The following is a 20,791-nucleotide window of genomic DNA, read 5'->3' on the forward strand; positions in this document are numbered from 1 at the left end:
TGTCAGACAGGCGGGACACTGGCACACGACGAGGAGCGAGCGGGCATGAAGGCATTCCGACTGGACGCGCTGGAGGCGGAACGGGCCGCCAACGACGGCGCCTATCTGCAGTTTCTCAAGGAACGGAACATGTCCGCCGGCCTGTACGCGCTCGACGCGGGCGCGAGCGACCCGCAGCAGCCGCACAACGAGGACGAGATCTATTTCGTGGTGAGCGGCCGGGCGGCGATCACGGTCGGCATGGAGACGACGCAGGTCGCGCGGGGCAGCGTCGTGTACGTACCGGCGGGCGTGGCGCACAAGTTCCACCACATCTCGGAGGACCTGCGGGTCCTGGTGGTGTTCTCCCCGCCGGAGAGCTGACAAGGGCGTCGGAAAGGCGTCGGGGCGGGGCCGGAACCGGCTGGGCCCCCGACGGTTTCACGTGAAACATCCCGGGGTTCCCTAGGGGTCGGATCAGGGGTCTTCAAGGGCTGCGGAGCCCCTGTCCGGGGTGGCTCCGCGCCTAGCATCGAAGTCAGGGAAACCAAGTACACACGCCACACCGGGCAGGACCCGGACCGAGGGAGAGGCAAGACAATGGCTGCACGGGAAATATTCGCGGGTCTGCCGGCCTGGGTGAAGTGGGTCGCGATTCCGGCCGTCGTCCTGCTGGTGTTCGGCGGCACGATCCTGGCCGCGATCGGCACCCTGATCGGTCTGCTGTTCAAGCTGCTGGTGCTCGTCGCACTGGTGGGCGGTCTGATCTACGTCGTACGGCGGTTCAAGTCGTCCTCCTCCGGCTCGTCCGACGGGTCCTCGCGCGACTGGTGACACGACCGCCTCTCCCCGATGACGCGGCCCCGCCCCTCTCCCGGGGCGGGTCAGGCAGTCCGTACGGGCGTTAGCCCGCCGGGGGGAACCTGACACGTGAAAACAACTGAGGCCCCGGGCACGGCAGTTAGGGTGAAAAACCGTTGCTGTCATCCGGGACTCCCGCTCCCCGACGACGGCACTGCCCCTCGGGACCCCGGGAGTGACCCATGGCCACGGCCCAGTCCGCCGCTCGCTCGGCCACCTCGTCCGTACGATCCGCCGCTTCTCCTTCTCCTTCTCCTTCCGCTTCAGCTTCCGCGTCCGCTCTTGCTTCCGCGCCCGCCTGTGCCGAAGCCGACGCCCCCGCCCCCACCCTGATCGGGTCGGTGCAGCGCGCCCTGCGTCTGCTGGAGGCCGTCAGCGACCACCGCGACGGCGCCCCCGCCAAGCAGCTCGCCCGGGAGGCCGGGCTGCCGCTGCCCACCGCGTACCACCTGCTGCGCACCCTGACCCACGAGGGATACCTCCGTCGTGAGCAGGGTGTTTTCGTGCTCGGGCCGGCCGCGAGCCGCCTCGGCTGCGGAGGGTCGGGGCAGCTCCGCTGCCAGGTGGTCGACGAGACGATGAAGGAGTGGCGCGACACGCTCGGCGTCGCCGTGTACTTCGCCGTCTACCGCGAGGGCGAGATCGAACTCGCGGCCCTCGCCGAAAGCGCCGAGAACCCCGCGGTCGAGCAGTGGGCCGACTTCCGCGAGACGGCGCACGCCCATGTGATCGGCCAGTGCCTGCTGTCCCAGCTGGACACCCGCTCCCGTCTCGACCACCTGGACCGGTACCCGGTCGAGGCGATCACCCCGTTCACGGTGCGCACCAGCACCTCCCTGATGGAGCGGCTGGGGGCGGCGGAGCGCATGCAGACGATGTGGGAGAGCGAGGAGTACGCGCTCGGCACCGTCTGTGCGGGTATCCCGCTCACCCTCGGGCAGACGGCTGCCGTGATGGCGATTTCCGTGCCCCTCGCTCATGAGGCCCGGCTCGGCCCCGCAGTCGAACGGCTGCGCGATGAAATCAGCGAGGTGGTCCGTTCGCTCATGTTCTCTATCAGTATCTGAAAACTCACTCCTTGTGATCTGTTACTGCTTCAAGCACGATGGCGTCAAGAGGGCCGGAAGCGATCGTTCCGTCCACTTTCATCTACGGCAGGGTTGGCGATGCGCGAGTCGGTTCAGGCAGAGGTGATGATGAGCTTCCTCGTCTCGGAGGAGCTCTCCTTTCGTATTCCGGTGGAACTCATGTACGAGGCGAAGGATCCCTACGCGATCCGCCTGACCTTCCACCTGCCCGGTGATGCCCCTGTGACCTGGGCATTCGGTCGCGAACTGCTGGTCGACGGGATCAACGAGCCCTGCGGCGAAGGCGATGTGCACATCGCGCCGACCGACCCGGACGAGCTCTCCGACGTCCACATCAGGCTCCAGGTCGGCGGCGACCGGGCGCTGTTCCGGGCGAGCGCGGCGCCGCTCGTGGCGTTCCTCGACCGCACCGACAAGCTCGTACCACTCGGCCAGGAGCACACGCAGAGTGACTATGCCGGGTGCCTGGAGGACGAGCTGGGGCGCATTCTCGCCGAGGAGAACGCGGGTTGAAGCGCCGCCTGGAATAAGGCGGTTCAGCAGGTTTCAAAAAGGACTCGCAGAAGAGAGGCGGCGGCCGGGACCCTCCGGCCGCCGCCTCAGGTGGTCTTACGGCGGCGTCCACGCCCGGTCCGTACCGGCGGCGCATCGACGGACGCACCGGAACCGGGCGCTCCGGGCGCTCCGGACGCACCGGAACCGGATACTCCGGGACCAGAAGCCCCCGCCCCGGATACCGCCCTGGATCCGGCCCCCGACCCCGGCTTCGCCCCGGACCGGTCCGCCGACACGACCAGTGCGGCGAGCGCCGTGGTCACCGGCACCGAAGCGACCAGACCGATCGAGCCCACGAGAGTACGGACGATCTCCTCCGCGACCAGCTCGCTGTTGGCGACCGTACCCACGCTGCTCTGTGCGATCGAGAAGAGCAGCAGAAGCGGAAGAGCGGCGCCCGCATAGGCCAGGACCAGGGTGTTCACCACGGAGGCGATGTGGTCGCGGCCGATCCGGATGCCCGCCCGGTAGAGGGCGCGCGGGCCCATCTTCGGGTCCGCCTGGTGGAGTTCCCAGACCGCGGAGGTCTGGGTGACGGTCACGTCGTCGAGGACGCCGAGTGAGCCGATGATGACGCCCGCCAGGAGCAGACCGCTCATGTCGATCGACGGGTAGAGGCTGTGGATCAGGCCGGTGTTGTCGTCGATGTTGCCCGACAGGAACGCCCAGCCGATGAAGAGCGAGCCCAGCAGCCCGATCAGCAGCAGGGAGATGAGCGTGCCGATGACGGCGACCGAGGTACGGGCGTTCAGCCCGTGGCAGGCGTAGAGCGCGATCAGCATGATCGCGCTGGCCCCCACCACGGCCACGACCAGCGGATTCGATCCCTGGAGGATGGCGGGCAGGATGAACAGGGTCAGCACCGCGAAGGACGCGACGAGCGCGATCAGCGCCATCACGCCCTTCATCCGGCCCACGAGCACCACGGCCACCGCGAAGATGCCGGCGAGCAGGGCCAGCGGCAGCTTCCGGTCCACGTCGACGACGGAGTACTGGAGGTCGCGGGGCGCGTCGGGGGCGTACGCGACGACGACTCCCTGACCCTGCTTCAACTGCCGTGTGGCGTCCGGCTGGACGATCTCGGTGAAGGTGCGGCCCTTGTTCGCACCCGAGGTGACCTCGATCTCCGCCTTCTTGCACGTGCCCTTGGCGGGCGGACCGGAGGGGTCGCCTCCGCCGGGCCCGCTGGGCTGGGAGGTCTGCGGGGGCTGCTGGGCGACGTTGGCGTCCTTGCAGTCGATGTCGTCGACCTGGACGACCCGGCCCTGTTCGGTCTGCCGGTCGAAGCCGACACCGGTGCGCTCGTGGGCGGGGGCGCCGCCCGGCCACAGCACGGCGAGACCGACGACGACCGCGGTGGCGAAAGGAATCAGCACGGCCGCGATGACCTTGCGCAGATGCTTGGAAACGGGTGCGGCCGGGCCGTGGTGGTGGCTGTGACCATGGCTGTGCCCGTGGCCGGGTCCCTGCGGAGGGGCAGGTGGGGGCGGAGGGCCTCCGGCGGTCGGCGGGGGCGTCGGCTGCGGGGGTGGCTGTGGTGGGGTCACCGCCCGATCATCGCAAGAACGACGGGGGCCCTCTGTTCAGCGTGGCCGGGGTGGCGCTAGCGTGAGGGCGGAACCTTTGTACACGCGGGAGCTCGGAGCACCGGGCTGAGAGGGCGCTGACCTCCGTACACATGCGTACGGACACGGCTGCGTCGACCGCCGAACCTGTTACCGGGTAATGCCGGCGTAGGGAGTAGGTCTCATGACCACCATGGATGCACGCACGCCTGCCCACGGCCAGAACAGCACGGCCACGACCAGCGCGGACGGTGTGATCAGCGCGACCGGGGGCGAGCGGAAGCCCGGCTGGCACAAGGGGTACGTCGAGGGCTCGCGCCCCGACCTCCGGGTGCCGGTCCGTCAGGTGCACCTGACCAACGGGAAGGACGTGACGCTCTACGACACGTCCGGCCCGTACACCGACCCGACGGTCGAGACGGACGTACGGCGCGGACTCGCGCCACTGCGCGAGAACTGGATCATCGGGCGCGGAGACACCGAGGAGTACGCGGGCCGCCCGGTCCGCCCCGAGGACGACGGCATCAAGCACACCGCGCCGCGCGGCGGCCTGAAGAACCTCGACGCGGTCTTCCCCGGCCGCCCGCGCCAGCCCCGGCGGGGCCGCGAGGGCCGGGCGGTGACACAGCTCGCGTACGCGCGGCGCGGTGAGATCACGCCGGAGATGGAGTACGTGGCGATCCGGGAGAACGTTTCGCCCGAGGTCGTACGGGAGGAGATCGCGGCGGGCCGTGCCGTCATGCCCGTGAACGTGAACCACCCGGAGATCGAGCCGATGATCATCGGCAAGCGCTTCCTGGTGAAGGTGAACGCCAACATCGGGAACTCCGCGGTCACTTCCTCCATCGAGGAGGAGGTGGACAAGATGACCTGGGCCACCCAGTGGGGCGCCGACACGGTCATGGACCTGTCCACCGGCCGCAACATCCACACCACCCGCGAGTGGATCCTGCGCAACGCACCGGTCCCGATCGGCACCGTCCCGCTCTACCAGGCGCTCGAAAAGGTCGACGGCCGTGCCGAGGACCTGAACTGGGAGATCTACAAGGACACCGTCATCGAGCAGGCCGAGCAGGGCGTGGACTACATGACCGTCCACGCGGGCGTGCGCCTCGCGTACGTGCCGATGACCGCGCGCCGCAAGACCGGCATCGTCTCGCGCGGCGGCTCGATCATGGCGGCCTGGTGCCTGGCGCACCACCGGGAGTCGTTCCTGTACGAGAACTTCGAGGAGCTCTGCGAGATCCTCGCGGCGTACGACGTGACGTACTCGCTCGGCGACGGGCTGCGCCCCGGCTCGATCGCGGACGCCAACGACGAGGCACAGTTCGCCGAGTTGAGGACGCTCGGGGAACTCAACACGATCGCCAAGCGTTTCCACGTACAGACCATGATCGAGGGCCCGGGACACGTCCCGATGCACAAGATCAAGGAGAACATCGACCTCCAGCAGGAGATCTGCGAGGAGGCGCCGTTCTACACGCTCGGCCCGCTGACGACCGATGTGGCGCCCGCCTACGACCACATCACCTCCGGTATCGGCGCCGCGATGATCGCCTGGTGGGGCACCGCGATGCTCTGCTACGTGACGCCCAAGGAGCACCTGGGGCTGCCCAACCGGGACGACGTGAAAACCGGCGTGATCACCTACAAGATCGCCGCGCACGCCGCCGACCTGGCCAAGGGCCACCCGGGCGCCCAGGAGTGGGACGACGCCCTGAGCGACGCCCGCTTCGAGTTCCGCTGGGAGGACCAGTTCAACCTGGCCCTCGACCCGGACACGGCCCGCGAGTTCCACGACGAGACGCTGCCGGCGGAGCCCGCCAAGACGGCCCACTTCTGCTCGATGTGCGGCCCGAAGTTCTGCTCGATGAAGATCAGTAGAAGCATCACAGAGCAATTCGCCCCGGACCTCGCTGCGACCAGCGACGATGAGGTTCAAGCAGGGATGCTCGCCAAGTCTAAGGAGTTCGCGGAGGCGGGACACCGGGTGTACCTGCCAATTGCGGACTGATCCTCTGACGTCAGAGCGGCCCCCTGGATATCCAGGGGGCCGCTCTTGCTCTGGCCGGGGGCAGAGCTGGTAGCGCTCGATGGCGGTGATGAACGACGAGGATCGCGAGGGCTGTACGAACAGCGTCAGACTTCGGCCTTCTCGATCGCCTCGAAGATGTCGGCGTCCGTTTCCTGCTGCCACGGCGGTAGGTCCGGCCAGTCCGCCACATACCCCGGCTTCGGGTCCTCGAAGTGCTTGAACATCTGGGCCGTCCAGCACGTGGCGACGAATCGGCTCTTCTGCTCGCGGGAAAGCCGACCCGTCTTACCACCGCTGACCAAGATGAACTGCTGGACCTGGTCGAAGACCGCCCCGGCCGCGTCGCGCTCCCACTGCGGGGTGTCCTCCCAGGGAGTCACATAGCCAGCCTTCGGCTCTCCGGGGAAGTGCCTCCGCACTCCGGTGATCCACGTTTCCCGGAACAACCGCGCGCCTTCTTCCAGGCCCAGCCGGGTGCCTTCGCCCTCCAACATGATGACCCCTTTCGTCACGCCGTACGAAGCGCCCTGATCTCCGCGCCCAGTTTCACAATTCGGTGATCGCGGCGGAGTTGCCCGAACTCGGCTTGCAGGAACTGGAGTCTACGGGCGACGTACCCGGACGCCGAGGCTCGTGCGAGTTTCAGGGCCTCCCCCGCGTAGGTCAGAACCTGCTCGCTGTCGCCCCTCCGCGCTCCGATGGCGGCAAGGTCCGTCAGCACGGCCCCTCTGCGTCTGTAGGAATGTCCTTGCGTGAGGGCTTGTTGGTCGAGAGCCCTCATCAGGGTCTCCTCTGCAAGGTCAAGCCGTCCGAGCTGCACGTAGCGCGCTCCGCGTTCCTCTGCCAGCCGGGAACCGTCGAAGCGGAGCCACCCCCCGTTGTGCCCGTCCGGCGTCAGGTACTGGACCTTCTCCGCCTCATCCATAGCGCGCTCACACCGGCTGAGGTCCTTCAGCCCTGCGTATGCCTCGGCCTGTACGGCAGCGACCCAATGACGGGTGGAGAGCTGCGTGTCACCCCGGCGTGCCACTCGCGACGCGGTGGCAAGGACCTCTGCCGCGTCCTCGTATCGGTGGTCGTACAGGTCGATATACGACTGGCGTACCAACGCGCACGCCCAGAGGTCGAACGATCCCGCGCCGTGGCTCGCCGAGGCTGCCAGGTTGTACGCGGCAGCAGCGTCGGAATAGTGGTTCCGGTCGAAGGCTAGTTCTCCTGCCAACTGGAAGAGATCGGCTGCCGCACTGCTCAGTTCCACGGCCTCGGACGATCGATGGTCTTGCAGCCGGTCCTTCAGCGCCGTGAGCTGGTCACGAACGATGGGAGCTACGGAATGCTTGGAACGGGCCAGTTGGTAGACCTGCCACAGGTGCCCGTTCATGCGCGTGAAGTCGGAGCTGGAAGCTCGCTGAGTGCCTTCGGAGAGAGCGTTGGTCTCATCATCGGAAAGGGCGAGCGCTGCACTCGTCACCGCGATCACGCGGAGGAATTCGCGTCGGATCATGTCGTCAAGGTCCCCTGAGCCGTCGTAGTCGCGTGGCGGCAACCCTGCGGACTCGGTGGAAACGGCTTGTGGCTGGGTCACCAGGGCGTCTAGCTCTTCAAGGTCGAGGTTCAGAAGCTCCGCCAGCCCTGGTCGTAAGGGCGGCTGAGGAACCGTCTTACCGCTCTCCCAGCGACCAACCGTTGTGCGGTCCACGCCGAGGGCTTGGGCAAAGCCTTCCTGACTGTAACCCAGGGATTTCCGACGTTCAGCAAGGCTCACGACGGCCCCTTCCCCACTCCGCGCCGCAGACGTAGTGCGGTGCATCGGATCTGCATCAAGAGTGCCGCAACTATGCCGTGGGCTGCACCAACTCCACCCGGTTGTCTGGATGTTGCAAGGCGAAGCCGCGCCTCCGCTCGCTGTTCGTTCCGAGTAGCGACGGTTGCCGATTGAGGTCGAGCGCGGCACAGACCCGTTGCCGAATGCATCTGGAAGGGAGCGGCTGCGTGAGCACCAAGCCCGTAGCGGACGCGTTGCCTGGGACTCCTGCACAGGGGGACTTTGGCTTGGACGAGACGAACGGCCGGATGGGCATTGTGCAGCTCGCCACGCCTTGTTACGTCCAGTTGCGGCCCCTCGACTGTGGATCTCCGTGGGAAGCCTCCCCGAAGGCCGTGCGGGCGTTGACGGCGCGGGAGTACCTGAGTGCGCGGGTGGCTGTCGTCAATGGGTCGGGGCGGCGGTTCTGGTGACGAGGGATGAAGCGGTGAGGGCGGTCGGCTCGATCGTGGAGCACACGGAGGCTGACGTTCAGGGCGTGTGTGTGGCTGCGGAGGTGTGGGAGAACCCGGGGACGCGGCGGGCGGCTTTCACGGTGTTCGTGCGGCCGGTGGGTGGTGGCAGGGAGTGGACGGCTCCGCCCTCGAAGGTGCGCCTGGTGGTGGATGTCGCATGAGTAGACCGGACTTCTGGTGTGAGATCACGGTGAGCGCGGGCGGGCAGGACTTCCCTCTACGGGGTTACCTGGCTCCCTCGCCCCGGCTTGCCGTGCGGTGGATGCGCGAACAGGCCGGTCGTGTCGCTGACTTGATCGACCCAGGCCCGTGCGCCGCGTGGCTTCGCGGCGCCGATTCCCATCCGGTGGCCGGCACTCGGCCCGTGCTGCAAATGGTGCCCCTCCACATGCCGGACGGACCCCAGGAACTCCGGGGCTGGCGTTCGGACTGGCGGAGTCAGGAGAAGGTCATGGAGACGCTGGCCGATGGCGGCCTGGTCCGCTTCACCGCCGATATCGGCACGGCCGAAATCGTCTTCTCCGCACGCCCGTTGCAGACGGTCTTCTCCGACGAATGGCGGCTGCGTGAGTTGATGCACGTGCCTGCCTGACCCTGATCTTCCGCTCCGGCCGTGTGAGCCCTCAGGAAGGCCCGGTGTCTACCGGGGCAGGGCTCGCGGCTCCCCTCCGCGCGGCTGGGGCGGAACCCTCTCCCGTCCGGCTGCCTGCCATGTCGATCGGCGGCCGGACGGGTCCGCAAGGTTCTTTGGCCTCTAGGGAAGGACACCTGGCATGAAGCCGTGGATTCTGAGCGAGTGCGACCACGACTGGGTTCCATGGAGCGGTAAGCAGCGGTGCCGGAAGTGCGGCGCGACGCAGTAGATCCCATCTCGGGGAGGGGTGTTGGCTGCGTCCGCACCCCTCCCCTCACCACCTGATCGAGGAACGCATGATCGAACGGCTTGAGTGGGAAGAGCTTCCGGCCTCGGTCCGGAAAGCAGTGGAAGAACGTACGGGCCCGGTCTCGGCGGCAGAGCTCGTTGAGGAAGGGCTTAACTGCTCGGTGGCGCTCGTGCTGCACACCCAGGGGGCGGGGCGCCTGTTCCTCAAGGGCGCCCGGACTTCCGCCGCTGATGAACTGGCGGGCCTGGTGTGCGAGGAGCGGGTGAATCCGGTGCTTCTGGGCGTCGGCCCGCAGATCCGCTACCGCATTGAGGTGGACGGCTGGCTCCTGCTGGCCTTCCTCTACGTGGAGGGACGCCACGCGGAACTGAGCCCCGGAACGAATGACCTGCCTGCGGTCGCCTCGGTACTGAGCCGCATGCACCACCTGAGGGTGCCCGCGTTCCCGGTTCCCCCGCTGGAAGAACGGTTCCGCAAGTTCCTGCTGCCGAACGAGATCGGCCACCTGGACGGCTCGCACCTGCTCCACACGGACACCAACCCGCACAACATCCTGATCGGCCGGTTCGGCGGAGGCGCCTACGTCATCGACTGGGCCATGCCCGCGACCGGCCCGGCCTGGGTGGACCTGGCCTACACCGCCGTACGCATGATGGAAAGCGGCCAGACACCCACGTCCGCACTGCTCTGGCTGGGCGACTTCCCCCGCTGGAGAGAAGCCGACCCAAAGGCCGTGGACACGTTCGTGAACGCCTCCTGTCGGCACTGGACAGAGACGGTGGGCGAAGACGGTGCGGGACCCAGCAACGCCCGCTTCCGGCATCTGCTGGGCTTCCGGCACATCACTGCGCAGAAGGGCCAACGGAAGCCCTCCAAGAAGCCTTGCTAGCTCTCAACACCCTCTGTGGCCCCGGTCATCCGCTCTCTCTGCGGACGGCTGGGGCCTTCTGATTCCTCAGGCCGGTGAGCGCTGAGGATGCGCACGCGGGTGGCCGGGGCGGCTTTGGCCGGTGTCCTGTTCGGGTTGGGGTCGGGCATGTTCAGGGGGCCGTACGCTGACCCGGCAACTCGGGCAGTCTGTGGACCTGCCCGGAATTTGAACGAGTGGCCCCCTGGACTTGCCCGACGCGGGCCCCGATCCGAACAGGTGGGTAAAGCCGCCCCGGACGCCCGCCCCAGCCACAGAACTCAGGGCCGCCCCGTGGTCTGCGGATCGACTCTGCGCCGGGGCGGGGTCACCGCCAACTCGCCATGCGCTGAGGGGGGCTGGGGTGGCGCCTGCGGGGTGCTCCGGGTGCTCTGCGGTCTGGCTGGTCGCTCTTGTGGTCTGTGCGGCGCGAGTGGCGGTGGCGTCGCGGAGCGGGGCGGAGACAGGAGCGTGCGGCGGCACAGCCGCCGCGCTGCGCGGGCCGCGAAGCGGGCCGCCTTGATCCAGTAAAGAAACTCTGAACAACTCCCCTCCTGACCCCCTTCCTTGGCCTTTTCCTAGCGCTTTGCTCGCTTTGGTGGCGGTCTGTGATCCGGATCGGCGAAATCTATCCACAGGCATTCCGGGTTTTCCTGAGGTTCGTCGGGCTCGGGATGTCACACGGGTGGCCTTCGGCATACCTCTACGGGCGGCTTCAACGAGACGTGTCCGGTGCGTGAAGGGGTGATGACTGAAGTGCTGGAGTGCGCGACTAACCATGCGACTGACCATGGATCTGACCGGACTTACCACCGTGGTCACCGCTTACACGGGGCGTTGAGACCCATTCGTGATCGTGGTCACCCGGTTTTGGTAAGCAAACCGGTCAGCTCGGGGCGGTTGTGTGCGGTGTGCGGGCGACACCGCACATGCGACTCCGGTCATTCCTGGAGGCGCGGTGTCACACCCTCCGCATTCTCGGGACCTGTAGCAGGTGAAAGGCCCGTGGTGCGGGACGCAAGAGGAAGTCGCGTGACCACGGGGCGGGAGGACTCGAAGTCCTCGACCGCCGGGCGGGCCGGGGCATTTCACCGGTCAGCGGGACGTGGTGGCGTGAACGGGGAGATCAGAGCAAGGAAAGGCGGGGCCTGGTGAACGAGTCCAGGATGGTGCGGCTTGAAGCCGCGACGGCGAAGCTCGACGGCGAGCTGACGCGTCTGGCTGTGGAGGTGGCGGAGCTGTCGGTAGTGCTGGAGCGGGCGCGACTGGACCTCAGTCGTCGATTCCGATCTTCTCGCCGATCTGTTTCATCAGTTCCAGCGTCCCCAGGACCGCGTCATTCAGCTGATTGACCTGCTGGCGCATGTCCGCGACCTGGGCGGCGAGCAGGGCTACCTGCGTTTCGTTGGCGGCAAGCTTTGCCTCCATGGACGACTCGGTGCTTTCGGCCGGCGCTTCGGGCTCGTGGGTGGTGGCGGTGGAGCGTACGAAGCTGCCGCGTCCCTGGGCGCTGTAGATGAGCCCCTCGCCCTTCAGTACGCGGAACGCGTTCTGCACAGTGGCGCTGGCAAGCCCGAACTCCTCCTGGAGGTCCCGGGAGGTGGGGATCTTGTCGCCCGGCTTCAGTTCGCCGCTGCGGATCTGGCTGCGGAGGTAGTCGGCCACCTGGACGTAGGCGGGACGGGAGTCGTCTTCGAGGTCGATTTTCACTGTCCCAGGATACGGGGGCAGGGCTGCCTTACCTACAGAACGCACATGAAGCAGTGCCACTCCTTCAAATGGTTGTTGCACATGTACTAGTCCATGTGTTTCTCTTTGGGGGCGGCGCCGGAACCCCGGTCCGCAACCTCTTGGAAGGGCTCTGTCCTCATGGCTATGAACTTCATCCGCGTCGGCTTCCTGCCGTCCACGGCCTTCATGGTCGGCACGCTGCCGGTGCCGAAGTGGAAGGACCAGGAGAACGGTCTGCGTGCTCTGGACCGCGAAACGGGTCAGCCGATGTTCACGGTGACGCTCTTCCTCATGGAGGACGAGCGTGCGGAGGCTATGAAAATCACCGTTCCGTCGGGCGGTCTGCCCAACGGCCTGCACCCGGGCCGGTTCGTGAAGCCGGTGGATCTGTTCGCGATTCCGTGGGCCCGGATCTTCAACGACTCCCTTCAGGAGGGTGTCGCCTTCCGCTGCGCCTCCCTGGAGCTGGCGGAGGCTCCGGCCGTGACGCAGGACGCGGCGGCCTGACCCCGGTTCATCTGTCTCGCCCGGGACGGCACTTGGCCACCCGCCGCGTTCGCGGCCCGGCTGGCTGCGCCGTCCCGGCGACGGGCGGACCTCCCGCCCCAACTCCCTTGAACGACAACGTGTGAGGAATGATCGTGAACGCATTGAATGACGCCTTCGGGTGGGTGAACGGGGCCGTGGGGATCGGCCTGATCCTGCTCGCCCTGTGGTCGGTGGTGTGGGTGGTCCGGTACGTGCGGGCTTCCCCGATGACACGCCGGAGCATCCGGCAGGCGGCGCGTATCCGCTGGTCCTGGCGGCGGCTGGCCCGGATGGCGAACCTGTCGGTCACCGACCGCATGCCGAGTGCTCTGGCCCAGCTCGCGGGTGGGGAGAAGGAGCCCAAGCCCCGCATCCTGGTGCCCCGAATCAAGGTCACCCCGGATGAGTTCGGGATCATGGCGTGGGCGAAGTGCCTGCCGACGGTGGGCCTGAAGGAGTTTCAGAAAGCCGCCCCCTACCTCGCGGATGCCTGGCGGATGACCCGCGTTTCCGTCCTGCCCGACAAGCCGGGCAGTGTCCTGATCCGGGCCGTGCGGGTGGACCCGCTGATCACCCCGACCACCCATACCCCGACGGGTCGTGAGCCGAAGGAAGTAGCGGTGTGGGAGCTAGGGGTGGACGAGTTCGGCATGCCCGTGTGCATCCCTCTCGCAGATGTGCCCGGGGTGACCATGGCCGGGCTGCCCGGCTTCGGGAAGACCTCCGCCGTCAACCGGCTGATCTGCGACTGGGCCCCGTCGGGGGTGGTGCAGTTCAACGTGTTCGACGGGAAGGTCTCGAACGCCTACGAGGGTGACTACGCGGACGTGGTCTCGCGTCTGTACGCCTTCACGGGTGACGACCTGGAGGCGGCCAACAAGGAGTTCAAGCGCCTGGTGGAGCTGCGGCGGGAGCGCTCGGCCTCACAGAAGCGGCTGCGGGGCGTGCGGAACTTCTGGCACGCCGGGCCCACCGCAGAATGGCCGCTGATCGTGACCATCATCGACGAAGCCCACACGTACTTCCGCGACTACAAGGGCAACGACCCGCAGACCAAGAAGCTCGCGGCGCTGGCCGCCGAGAACGCCCGCCTGGTGGAAGACCTCACCAAGAAGGGCCGGGCGCTGGGCTTTCTCACGGTGATCATCACGCAGAAGACCACCGGGGATGCGATCCCCACCTTCATCCGCGACGTGTGCCCGGTCGGCCTGTCCTTCGCGCAGAAGACCGTGGAGGCTTCCGTGGCGGCCCTGGGAGACGACATCCGCCAGTGGCCCGAAGCCAACCCCGTCACCCTTCAGGACTCCGTCTATGTGGGGGTGTGCGTCATGAACGCCCACGGACGGCCCGGCTTTGTCCGTGTCCGCACCCCCTACGTCGCCGACGACCACACCGCCCGCATCGCCGAGGACACCGCCCACCTCAACCAGGACCCCGGACACCTCCTCGAACTCCTTACCAGCGACCGCACGGTGACCTGGTCCAAGGCCCTCCCGGAAGCCGCCTGACCACCCCACGCGCCACCCTGCCAAACACCCCTTGGAAGGAGGTGAACCCCCGATGACACAAGACCGGATCACGCAGCGCACGGTGACCGTGGTCATGGCCGTGATCGCGCTCCTCGCGTTCGTGTTCTCCTTCGGCAACGTCTGGAACCTGGCCCTGCGCCTCGGTGTTCCCGGCCCGGTCGCCCCGCTAATCGCCCCGATGGTGGACCTGTCCGTGGTCGGCCTCCTGGTCGCCCTGCGGCACCTGTCCCTGCGCGGCGTCCCCGCCGAAGACCTCACCGGCGCAACCCGCCTGATGCACGTCTCCGGCTTCTTCACCCTCGCCCTGAACATCGCCGAACCGATCCTGGCCGGTCACTACGGACGCGCCTGCGTCGACGCGGTCGCCCCGTTGCTCCTCCTGGGCTGGGGAGCGGTCGGCCCCACCCTCCTGCGCCACTTCCATGCCGTCGCCACCCCCGACCCCGTACCGGCCCCGGCCCCCGTGGTGCTGCCGGAACCCGACCACACCGACGAACCCCCGGCGCCCGCCCCGGCCCCTGAGCCTGCCCCGGCCCTGGCTCCCGCCGTGGCCCCGCCCGCACCGGCCATCCCCGCTCCGGCAGTTGCGGCCGTGCCCGCTCCGGCGGCCCCGGTGCCTGCGGCTCTCCTCGACGCCGCGCGACAGATCGCGGACGCACACACCGCCACCCACGGGGAGCCCATCACCACTCCCCAGCTCAAGGCCCGACTGGGCGTCAGCCTCCCGCTCGCCTCAGCCGCGCACGCCGCGCTGAACGGCTGAGCCCCCTGGCCGGCACTCCCGCCCGGCCCCCCCACACCCCGCGCCCGCCTGGGCCCGGTTCGTCATGCCCGCGCGGCGGCACCCACCTGCCCGGTGCCGCCCGCCGGGCCCCAACCCGGAAGGGACACCACTGCTCATGGGCCGCTCCCTCGACCTGCGCCACGTCATCAGTCCCGCCGTCCGTGACCTCCTCGACCTTGCCAACAACCCCAACTTCGACCGCGTCACCGAACAGGTCCGCCACCTGCGCGGCTGCACCGGCCCCATCAACCTGACCGGCCACACCCTCACCCGTACCCCCGCCGGGGAAGTGGTCCGCTCCTACTCGACCGCCGACGAACCGACCGGACGCCTGCTGACGACCTGCGGCAACCGCCGCTCCTCCCGCTGCCCGGCCTGCTCCCGCCTCTACGCCGCTGACACCTACCACCTGATCAAGGCCGGACTCTCCGGCGGCAAGAACGTCGCCGAAACCGTCCGCGACCACCCCCGCGCCTTCCTCACCTTCACCGCCCCCTCCTTCGGCCCCGTCCACAACCAGCCCACCACCAACACCACCCGCCGCTGCCGCTGCGGCACCACCCACCCCGACGACGCCCCCGAACTCGGCACCCCCCTGAGCCCCCGGACCTACGACTACGTCGGGGCCGTGCTCTGGAACGCGCACGCCTCCCAGCTCTGGGCCCTCTTCACCACCTACTTCCGCCGCATCCTCGCCAAACAACTCGGGCTGAAAATGTGGCAGTTGAAGGAGTCGCTGCGGCTGTCCTTCGCGAAGGTCGCCGAATACCAGAAACGCGGCCTGGTCCACTTCCACGCCGTCGTCCGCTTCGATGGCCCCGACGGACACACCACCCCGCCCCCCGCCTGGGCCACCTATGAGGCCCTGGAGAACGCCGCTAAGGAGACAGTCAAGACCACGTCCCTAACCGTGTCCTCCGACACCGTGGGAGACCACGAAATCCGGTGGGGCCGCACGTTCGACTGCCGCCCCATCAAAGCCTTCGGAGAGGGCCAGTACACGGATCAGTCCGTGGCGGGCTACGTCGCCAAGTACGCCACCAAAAGCGCCGAAGGAACCGGCACCGTCGACCGCACCCTGATCTGCCGCACCTGTCAGGGACGCGGAACCGTCGGCGGACGCATCAAAGACATCTGCCCCGACTGCGACGGCACGCAACAAGCCGAACCGCTCCGGGAGCTGCCCGTTCACCGGCACGTCCGGCAGATGATCCGCACCGCTTGGGCACTGGGCGGCCTCACTGAATTCGCCCACCTCAAGCTCCGCAAGTGGGCCCACATGCTCGGCTTCCGGGGCCACTTCTCCACCAAATCCCGCGCCTACTCCACCACCCTCGGCGCACTGCGCGACGTCCGCCGTGCCTGGCGCACCGCCCAAGCCGAAGCGCACCGCCCCGATACCGGCCATGACGAAACCACCCTCGTCACCGAATCCTCCTGGGCCTACCTCGCCACCGGCTACCGGCCCGGTGAACGACTCCTCGCCACACAGACCCGCCACGAAATCGACCAAGCCCGACAGATCAAGGAACGGGCCAAGACAGAAGGAGAGGTGTGGCAGTGACCACCGTCGTGGAGCCGAGTGCGGCGAAGAGTCTGACCTGCGACGAGGCGGCTGTTGACCTTTGGATTGAACGCTGTCTGAGCGATGCCCCGCCGCTTGGAGATGGTCAGCTTCGACGTATCGGCGAAATCCTTGGTGTCACCCTGACTCGGAAGAGCGCCACACCGGCCTGAGCTGCGACACGTCGAATGGCTTTCGGCCCTTGCCGCTCGGTTCGGCGATCACCGCGTGAAGCACACTCTTGACCATCTCTCGCTTCTGGGTGAGGGTCTTTCCCTCCCACTCAGCGTCAATGTCTGCCGTGGCAGCCTCGGCGGCTGCTAGCAGCTCCAAGTGCTTCCGGTAGTCGGCCCGCAGCTCTTTCACAAGCGCATCGAGCGCGGGGAGGTTGCGGAAGAACGTCTCATCGTCGATCTGGCCCGACTGCCAGCGCTGTTCGAGTGCGTTACGTCGGCCGATAGCCGATTCCAACTCATCCCCCCTGGACCAGTCAGGGACCTCGCGGGTGGCGGCTGCGGCATCCTTCTTGAGCTTGGCTCTCACAAGCCGCTCGATGTGCTTGTCCGTCTCGTCGCCCCGCTTGTACGTCTTGTTGCAGCCACCATCCACGGTCTTCTTGCACATGTACGCATGCTTGTAGGTGAGCCAGTCGTTCGCCTTGATGCCGATCATCTTGTTGTTGCAGGAGGTTCCGTCGGACAACTTGCTTCCGCATCGCAGGATGCCGGTAAGCAGGTACTTGTGGACGAGTCCGCCGCGAGGCTGGCCCGTGCCCCGACCTCGCTTCTTGATCGTGGCCACCACGGCGAACCATTGCTTGGGCGTGATGATGGATTCCCACTCACCCACGATGGGTTGCCCGTCGTCGTCCCTCACCAGCTCGCCCTTGATCTCGCGGTATCCGCAGAGTCGGGCGTTCAGCAGGACTTGTTTCACGGTCGCGTACTGGACCGGGTTCCCCTTGGCGGTCACGAACTCCGCCTTCTTCCATTCCGCGGTGACCTCACTGATGGAAGCACCGGCGATCACGTCCGTCACCGCTCGCCTGATGGCGTCTGCTTCCCTGGGCCGGAGGGTGACCTTGTCGTCATCCCAGCCGAACGGTCGCCATGCGGAAACCGACTGTCCTCGGATCGCCCGGTTGTGGTGGCTGGTCCTGCTCCGCCTCTGCTTCTTCCTCGTCTCGGCTAGTGACATGGCGACACCCACCAGTCCCTTCACCTCGAACCCCTCGGCGTAAAGGTCCTGGGGCCCGTTGGAGTCGTAGTAGACGCGGTCAGGGTGCCCCGTGAAGGCTCGGAGGTAGCGTTCCCAGTCGCCTGGGCGTCGGTAAAGCCGGTCGTCGTTGATCGCCATCACGCCATGGACGGGGTATCCCTCGGGTGTGCGTCCTGCGGTGAGGTCCACCAGCATCTGTTCGAAGTCATCCCGGATGACCTCTTCCTTGCTGGCGCTCTTGTCGTTGTCCGTATACCGGTAGACGACAAGCCAGTTCAGGTTCTTGGCCTTCGTGGTCAGCTCGCGGTGCTGGTCCTCGATGCCGTGCGCGTCCTTTGCGCGGCCGTCGAATGAGATACGGGCGTAGCAGACGACGCACTTCAACGTGGGATCGGTGGCAAGCATCGCCTGGACCTCGGCGACGCTTGGCAGTTCGGCCGGCATGCCCCTCAGGCTGCTGACGAGTTCTTCGCGGGTGCCCATGTGTCCCCCTTGGTCGGCTCCCTGACGCAAATCGGGGAGCAACCTAGCATGTGTGTCATCTAGCAATGTTCTGCTCGATGAAGATCTCGCAGGACATCCGGCGCGAACACGGCGGCACCCCGGAGGAGATCGAGGCAGGAATGGCGGAGAAGTCCAAGGAATTCGCCGCAGCCGGAAACCGGGTCTACCTCCCGATCGCGGACTAACGCTGCGAGGACTAGCGCTGCGAGGACTCGCGCTGCGCGGACCAGCACTGCGCGGACTGGCCCTGCGGGGTCCGGCCCCAGGGGCGCCGGGTCCGGCCGACGTACTCATGTCGGCCGGACCCCTCCCAGGTACGTCCGGCCGCCTGCCGCCGTCTACTCCGGCTTGTGCTCCGGGCCGCCGTAGTCGGGGCTGGAGAAGTCCGGGCTGGAGAAGCTGGGGCGGGTGGGGTGGCCGTTGTGGCTGTTGTTTTCGCTGGGGCTGCTGAAGTCCGGGCGGGAGTAGCCGAGGCCGGGGATGCGGCCGGGCTGGGGGCGTGGTTCTGGGGCGGGGGCCGGGGGCTGGGTGAGGGCTTCGCGGAGGAAGGGGAGGATGCCCCGTTCGAGGAGGGCGTGCTTCCAGGCTTCCCTGGCGCGGTCGATCTCCTCGGTGCTGTTGTCGTGGTGGCTGACGGGGACGGCGGTCGAGCCGTTGCGCAGGGCGGTGAAGAGCAGTCCGATCGCCGCGCACAGGAGGCCCGCCGCGGTCAGTGCGCCGAAGACCCAGCCCGCGGTCAACAGGGCTTCGGCCGCCGCCGGTTCGGGCTTGAGCATCCTCAGCAGATAGCCGATGAGCAGCAGCACCACCGCCGCGATGCCGGCCAGTACGGGGGTGAGGACGGCGACGACGGCGACCGCGCCCGCGCCCGTAGTCTCCGCGTTCTCCCCCATGCCCGGCGGGAGCAGGGCTCCGGCCACGGGCAGGGTGGGGGTGCGCAGCTCGCCGCGCACCTTGACGTAGTGGTCGTACTCGGCCGAGGCGTGGCCGGCGATTATCTCTCTGGCGTTAAGCGCGGCGGTGCGCAACTGCTCGCTGTTCAGGCGCTGTTCCAGTACGGCGATATCCGGGCGTTCGTGCGCGGTGCGCAGTGCATCGTCGAGGGTCCGCTCGAACTCCGGGCGGTCCTCGGCCAGCAGGTGCGGAGCGCTGTTCATGTGCATCCCCCGATGCTCCGTAGGGCCGGGTTGCCCGCTTCGGTGGGGCAGTTGGGCGGAAACGGAGGAGAGCCTGCTACGGATAACCCGATGGTAGAGCGCCTACGGCACGGGGTGACAGGGGGTTTCCGGAAATTGGTCCGGCGCTGGGAGCATGTTCGTAGGATGTACCTCTTCCCCTGTCACGCTCAGTCATTCAGGGGCAGTTGAACGACCAGTAGCTTTCCGGCCATGGTCACGCCGCCGTCCATCGCGATCGCCAGCCCGTCCGCGTACACGTGCGGACCCTCGACCACCGGCCCCGAGCTGCCCTCTCCGTCCTCGGAGTCGTCGCCGCCGACCTCGCCGAGCAGGTACGGGATCGGGCTGTGACCATGGACGATGCGCTCGCCGCCATATGCGCCGAGCAGTTCCCGTACGGCATCCGCGCCGCCTTCGTCACGGAAAGCGAAACGCTTGGTGAATTTGCGGAACACGTCCCAGCACTCGTCCGCGTCGTTGCGCGTGAGGATGGCGTGGACCGTGTCGTTGACGTCCTCGATGGTGCTGCCGTAGTCCAGGTAAGCGGTGGTGTCCGAGTGGGTCAGGAGGTGTCCGTCCTCCAGTGCGACCGCGTCAAGCCGGGCCATCCACTGCAGGTGAACGTCCTGGAGGCGCTCCATGTCGTGCTTCTGGCCGCCGTTGAGCAGCCAGGCCGCCTGGAAGGTGGCGGTGCCCGCGCCGGAGCTGACGGCTGTGTCGCCGAAGCGGCGGGCGCCGAGCAGCAGCAGTTCGTGGTTGCCCATGAGGGCCTTGCAGTAGCCGCCGGCCGCTGCGGCCTCCGCGGAGAGCCGCATCACGAGGTCGATGACGCCGATGCCGTCCGGGCCGCGGTCGGTGAAGTCGCCGAGGAACCAGAGCCGGGCGTTGCCCGCGGCCCAGTGGCCCTCGTCGTCGATGAGGCCCTGTTCGTACAGCGCGTCGAACAGCTCCACCAGGTAGCCGTGCACATCGCCGACGACGAACAGCGGGCCGAGGCCCTCGCCGTCCTGCGCGGGCGCGAAGTCCGGCTGCGGGATGCGCTGGGTGTCACCGGGGCCGCCGGCGCCCGCGCGGTCCTCGCGGCTGATCACCGGGAGGTCGCGCTGGGTGGGCGTGTAGCCCTCGGGCTCCTCGTCGGCGCCCGGGTCGGCCTGGCCGTGCTCGCCCTCGACGCCGTACGCACGCACCGGCTCGGGTACGGGTGCGTAGAGGGGTTCGGGTACTGCCTGTGCCGGCTCGGGTACGGGTGCGTAGAGGGGTTCGGGTACTGCCTGCACCGGCTCGGGTACGTGCACGGGCTCGGCGGGCCGTCCCTGCTCGACGGGCCGCCCCTGCTCGGGGACGAGTCCCCGCTCGGGTGCCTGCCCCTGCCCCTGCCCCTGGCCCTGTGCCTGGCCCTGTGCCTGGCCGTCCTGCCCCTGTGTCCTGCCGTACGTCGGTTCCTGACCGTACGCCTGCTCCTGGTCGTACACCTGCTCCGCGTCGTACGTCGCGACGGGAGCCTGGGCGTAAGGAGGCACCCGGAAATCCCGCAACGTCGCCGTACGCACTGCGGGTCCCTGACCGGCCCCCTGAGTCATTGACCCCTCCACCACCGTCGC

The 20,791-nt window shown here is 67.8% G+C and carries 19 protein-coding genes; 12 read left to right on the forward strand and 7 right to left on the reverse strand.

What is annotated here, in order from left to right; translation table 11 throughout:
- Positions 1-45: 45 nt before the first annotated feature.
- The 4 genes from ACZ5PB_RS11115 (at position 46) to ACZ5PB_RS11130 (ending at position 2,441) form a co-directional block, all read left to right on the forward strand.
- Positions 46-363 (forward strand): cupin domain-containing protein, encoded by a 318-nt coding sequence (locus ACZ5PB_RS11115; protein ID WP_468689873.1) that lies wholly within the window; start codon positions 46-48, stop codon positions 361-363.
- 216 nt (positions 364-579) lie between these two features.
- Positions 580-813, forward strand: coding sequence for a DUF5326 family protein (locus ACZ5PB_RS11120; RefSeq protein ID WP_468689875.1), 234 nt, complete (start codon positions 580-582; stop codon positions 811-813).
- A 209-nt stretch (positions 814-1,022) separates the two neighbouring features.
- Complete coding sequence (locus tag ACZ5PB_RS11125) at positions 1,023-1,907, forward strand: IclR family transcriptional regulator (RefSeq protein ID WP_468689877.1); 885 nt, start codon at positions 1,023-1,025, stop codon at positions 1,905-1,907.
- Between the two features lie 99 nt (positions 1,908-2,006).
- Positions 2,007-2,441 (forward strand): SsgA family sporulation/cell division regulator, encoded by a 435-nt coding sequence (locus tag ACZ5PB_RS11130; protein ID WP_468689879.1) that lies wholly within the window; start codon positions 2,007-2,009, stop codon positions 2,439-2,441.
- A gap of 86 nt (positions 2,442-2,527) precedes the next feature.
- Here ACZ5PB_RS11130 and ACZ5PB_RS11135 read toward each other — a convergent pair whose 3' ends face one another.
- Entirely contained in the window at positions 2,528-4,030 is a 1,503-nt protein-coding gene (locus ACZ5PB_RS11135) for a YibE/F family protein (RefSeq protein ID WP_468689881.1), read from the reverse strand.
- A 202-nt stretch (positions 4,031-4,232) separates the two neighbouring features.
- Here ACZ5PB_RS11135 and thiC point away from each other — a divergent pair, with 202 nt between their 5' ends.
- Positions 4,233-6,062 carry a phosphomethylpyrimidine synthase ThiC gene (gene thiC / locus ACZ5PB_RS11140; RefSeq protein WP_468689882.1) on the forward strand — a complete coding sequence of 610 codons (1,830 nt, stop codon included), beginning with the start codon at positions 4,233-4,235 and terminating at the stop codon, positions 6,060-6,062.
- 125 nt (positions 6,063-6,187) lie between these two features.
- Here thiC and ACZ5PB_RS11145 read toward each other — a convergent pair whose 3' ends face one another.
- Positions 6,188-6,577, reverse strand: coding sequence for a hypothetical protein (locus ACZ5PB_RS11145; protein ID WP_468689884.1), 390 nt, complete (start codon positions 6,575-6,577; stop codon positions 6,188-6,190).
- A 14-nt stretch (positions 6,578-6,591) separates the two neighbouring features.
- Positions 6,592-7,848, reverse strand: a complete 1,257-nt coding sequence (locus ACZ5PB_RS11150) for a helix-turn-helix domain-containing protein (RefSeq protein WP_468689886.1) — start codon at positions 7,846-7,848, stop codon at positions 6,592-6,594.
- Between the two features lie 903 nt (positions 7,849-8,751).
- Between ACZ5PB_RS11150 and ACZ5PB_RS11155 the strand changes: the two genes are divergently transcribed.
- Positions 8,752-8,955, forward strand: a complete 204-nt coding sequence (locus tag ACZ5PB_RS11155; protein ID WP_468689888.1) for a hypothetical protein — start codon at positions 8,752-8,754, stop codon at positions 8,953-8,955.
- A 338-nt stretch (positions 8,956-9,293) separates the two neighbouring features.
- The gene (locus ACZ5PB_RS11160) at positions 9,294-10,136 is read left to right on the forward strand and encodes a phosphotransferase (protein WP_468689890.1); all 843 of its coding nucleotides are present in this window, start codon (positions 9,294-9,296) and stop codon (positions 10,134-10,136) included.
- A gap of 1,290 nt (positions 10,137-11,426) precedes the next feature.
- Here the strand turns inward: ACZ5PB_RS11160 and ACZ5PB_RS11165 are convergent.
- On the reverse strand, positions 11,427-11,864 hold the full coding sequence (locus tag ACZ5PB_RS11165) for a GntR family transcriptional regulator (RefSeq protein ID WP_468689892.1): 438 nt from the start codon (positions 11,862-11,864) through the stop codon (positions 11,427-11,429).
- A 159-nt stretch (positions 11,865-12,023) separates the two neighbouring features.
- Between ACZ5PB_RS11165 and ACZ5PB_RS11170 the strand changes: the two genes are divergently transcribed.
- The 4 genes from ACZ5PB_RS11170 (at position 12,024) to ACZ5PB_RS11185 (ending at position 16,290) form a co-directional block, all read left to right on the forward strand.
- Entirely contained in the window at positions 12,024-12,392 is a 369-nt protein-coding gene (locus ACZ5PB_RS11170) for an SCO3933 family regulatory protein (protein ID WP_468689894.1), read from the forward strand.
- 134 nt (positions 12,393-12,526) lie between these two features.
- A complete protein-coding gene (locus ACZ5PB_RS11175; protein WP_468689895.1) occupies positions 12,527-13,921 on the forward strand; it encodes a P-loop NTPase family protein in 1,395 nt (464 codons plus the stop codon).
- A gap of 52 nt (positions 13,922-13,973) precedes the next feature.
- Positions 13,974-14,705, forward strand: coding sequence for a DUF2637 domain-containing protein (locus ACZ5PB_RS11180; protein ID WP_468689897.1), 732 nt, complete (start codon positions 13,974-13,976; stop codon positions 14,703-14,705).
- Between the two features lie 136 nt (positions 14,706-14,841).
- On the forward strand, positions 14,842-16,290 hold the full coding sequence (locus tag ACZ5PB_RS11185) for a replication initiator (RefSeq protein WP_468689899.1): 1,449 nt from the start codon (positions 14,842-14,844) through the stop codon (positions 16,288-16,290).
- Between the two features lie 138 nt (positions 16,291-16,428).
- Here the strand turns inward: ACZ5PB_RS11185 and ACZ5PB_RS11190 are convergent, their stop codons facing one another.
- Positions 16,429-17,991 (reverse strand): recombinase family protein, encoded by a 1,563-nt coding sequence (locus tag ACZ5PB_RS11190; RefSeq protein ID WP_468689901.1) that lies wholly within the window; start codon positions 17,989-17,991, stop codon positions 16,429-16,431.
- A gap of 77 nt (positions 17,992-18,068) precedes the next feature.
- On the opposite strand from ACZ5PB_RS11190, the gene ACZ5PB_RS11195 reads away from it, so the two are divergent.
- Entirely contained in the window at positions 18,069-18,197 is a 129-nt protein-coding gene (locus tag ACZ5PB_RS11195; protein ID WP_468690291.1) for a hypothetical protein, read from the forward strand.
- A gap of 153 nt (positions 18,198-18,350) precedes the next feature.
- On the opposite strand, the gene ACZ5PB_RS11200 is transcribed toward ACZ5PB_RS11195, so the two are convergent.
- Positions 18,351-19,175: a hypothetical protein gene (locus tag ACZ5PB_RS11200; RefSeq protein WP_468689903.1), complete on the reverse strand. Its 825-nt coding sequence runs from the start codon at positions 19,173-19,175 to the stop codon at positions 18,351-18,353.
- Positions 19,176-19,357: 182 nt separating this feature from the next.
- Positions 19,358-20,785, reverse strand: a complete 1,428-nt coding sequence (locus ACZ5PB_RS11205; protein WP_468690280.1) for a metallophosphoesterase — start codon at positions 20,783-20,785, stop codon at positions 19,358-19,360.
- Positions 20,786-20,791: the final 6 nt, after the last annotated feature.

The organism is Streptomyces sp. NPDC032721 (assembly GCF_055579625.1).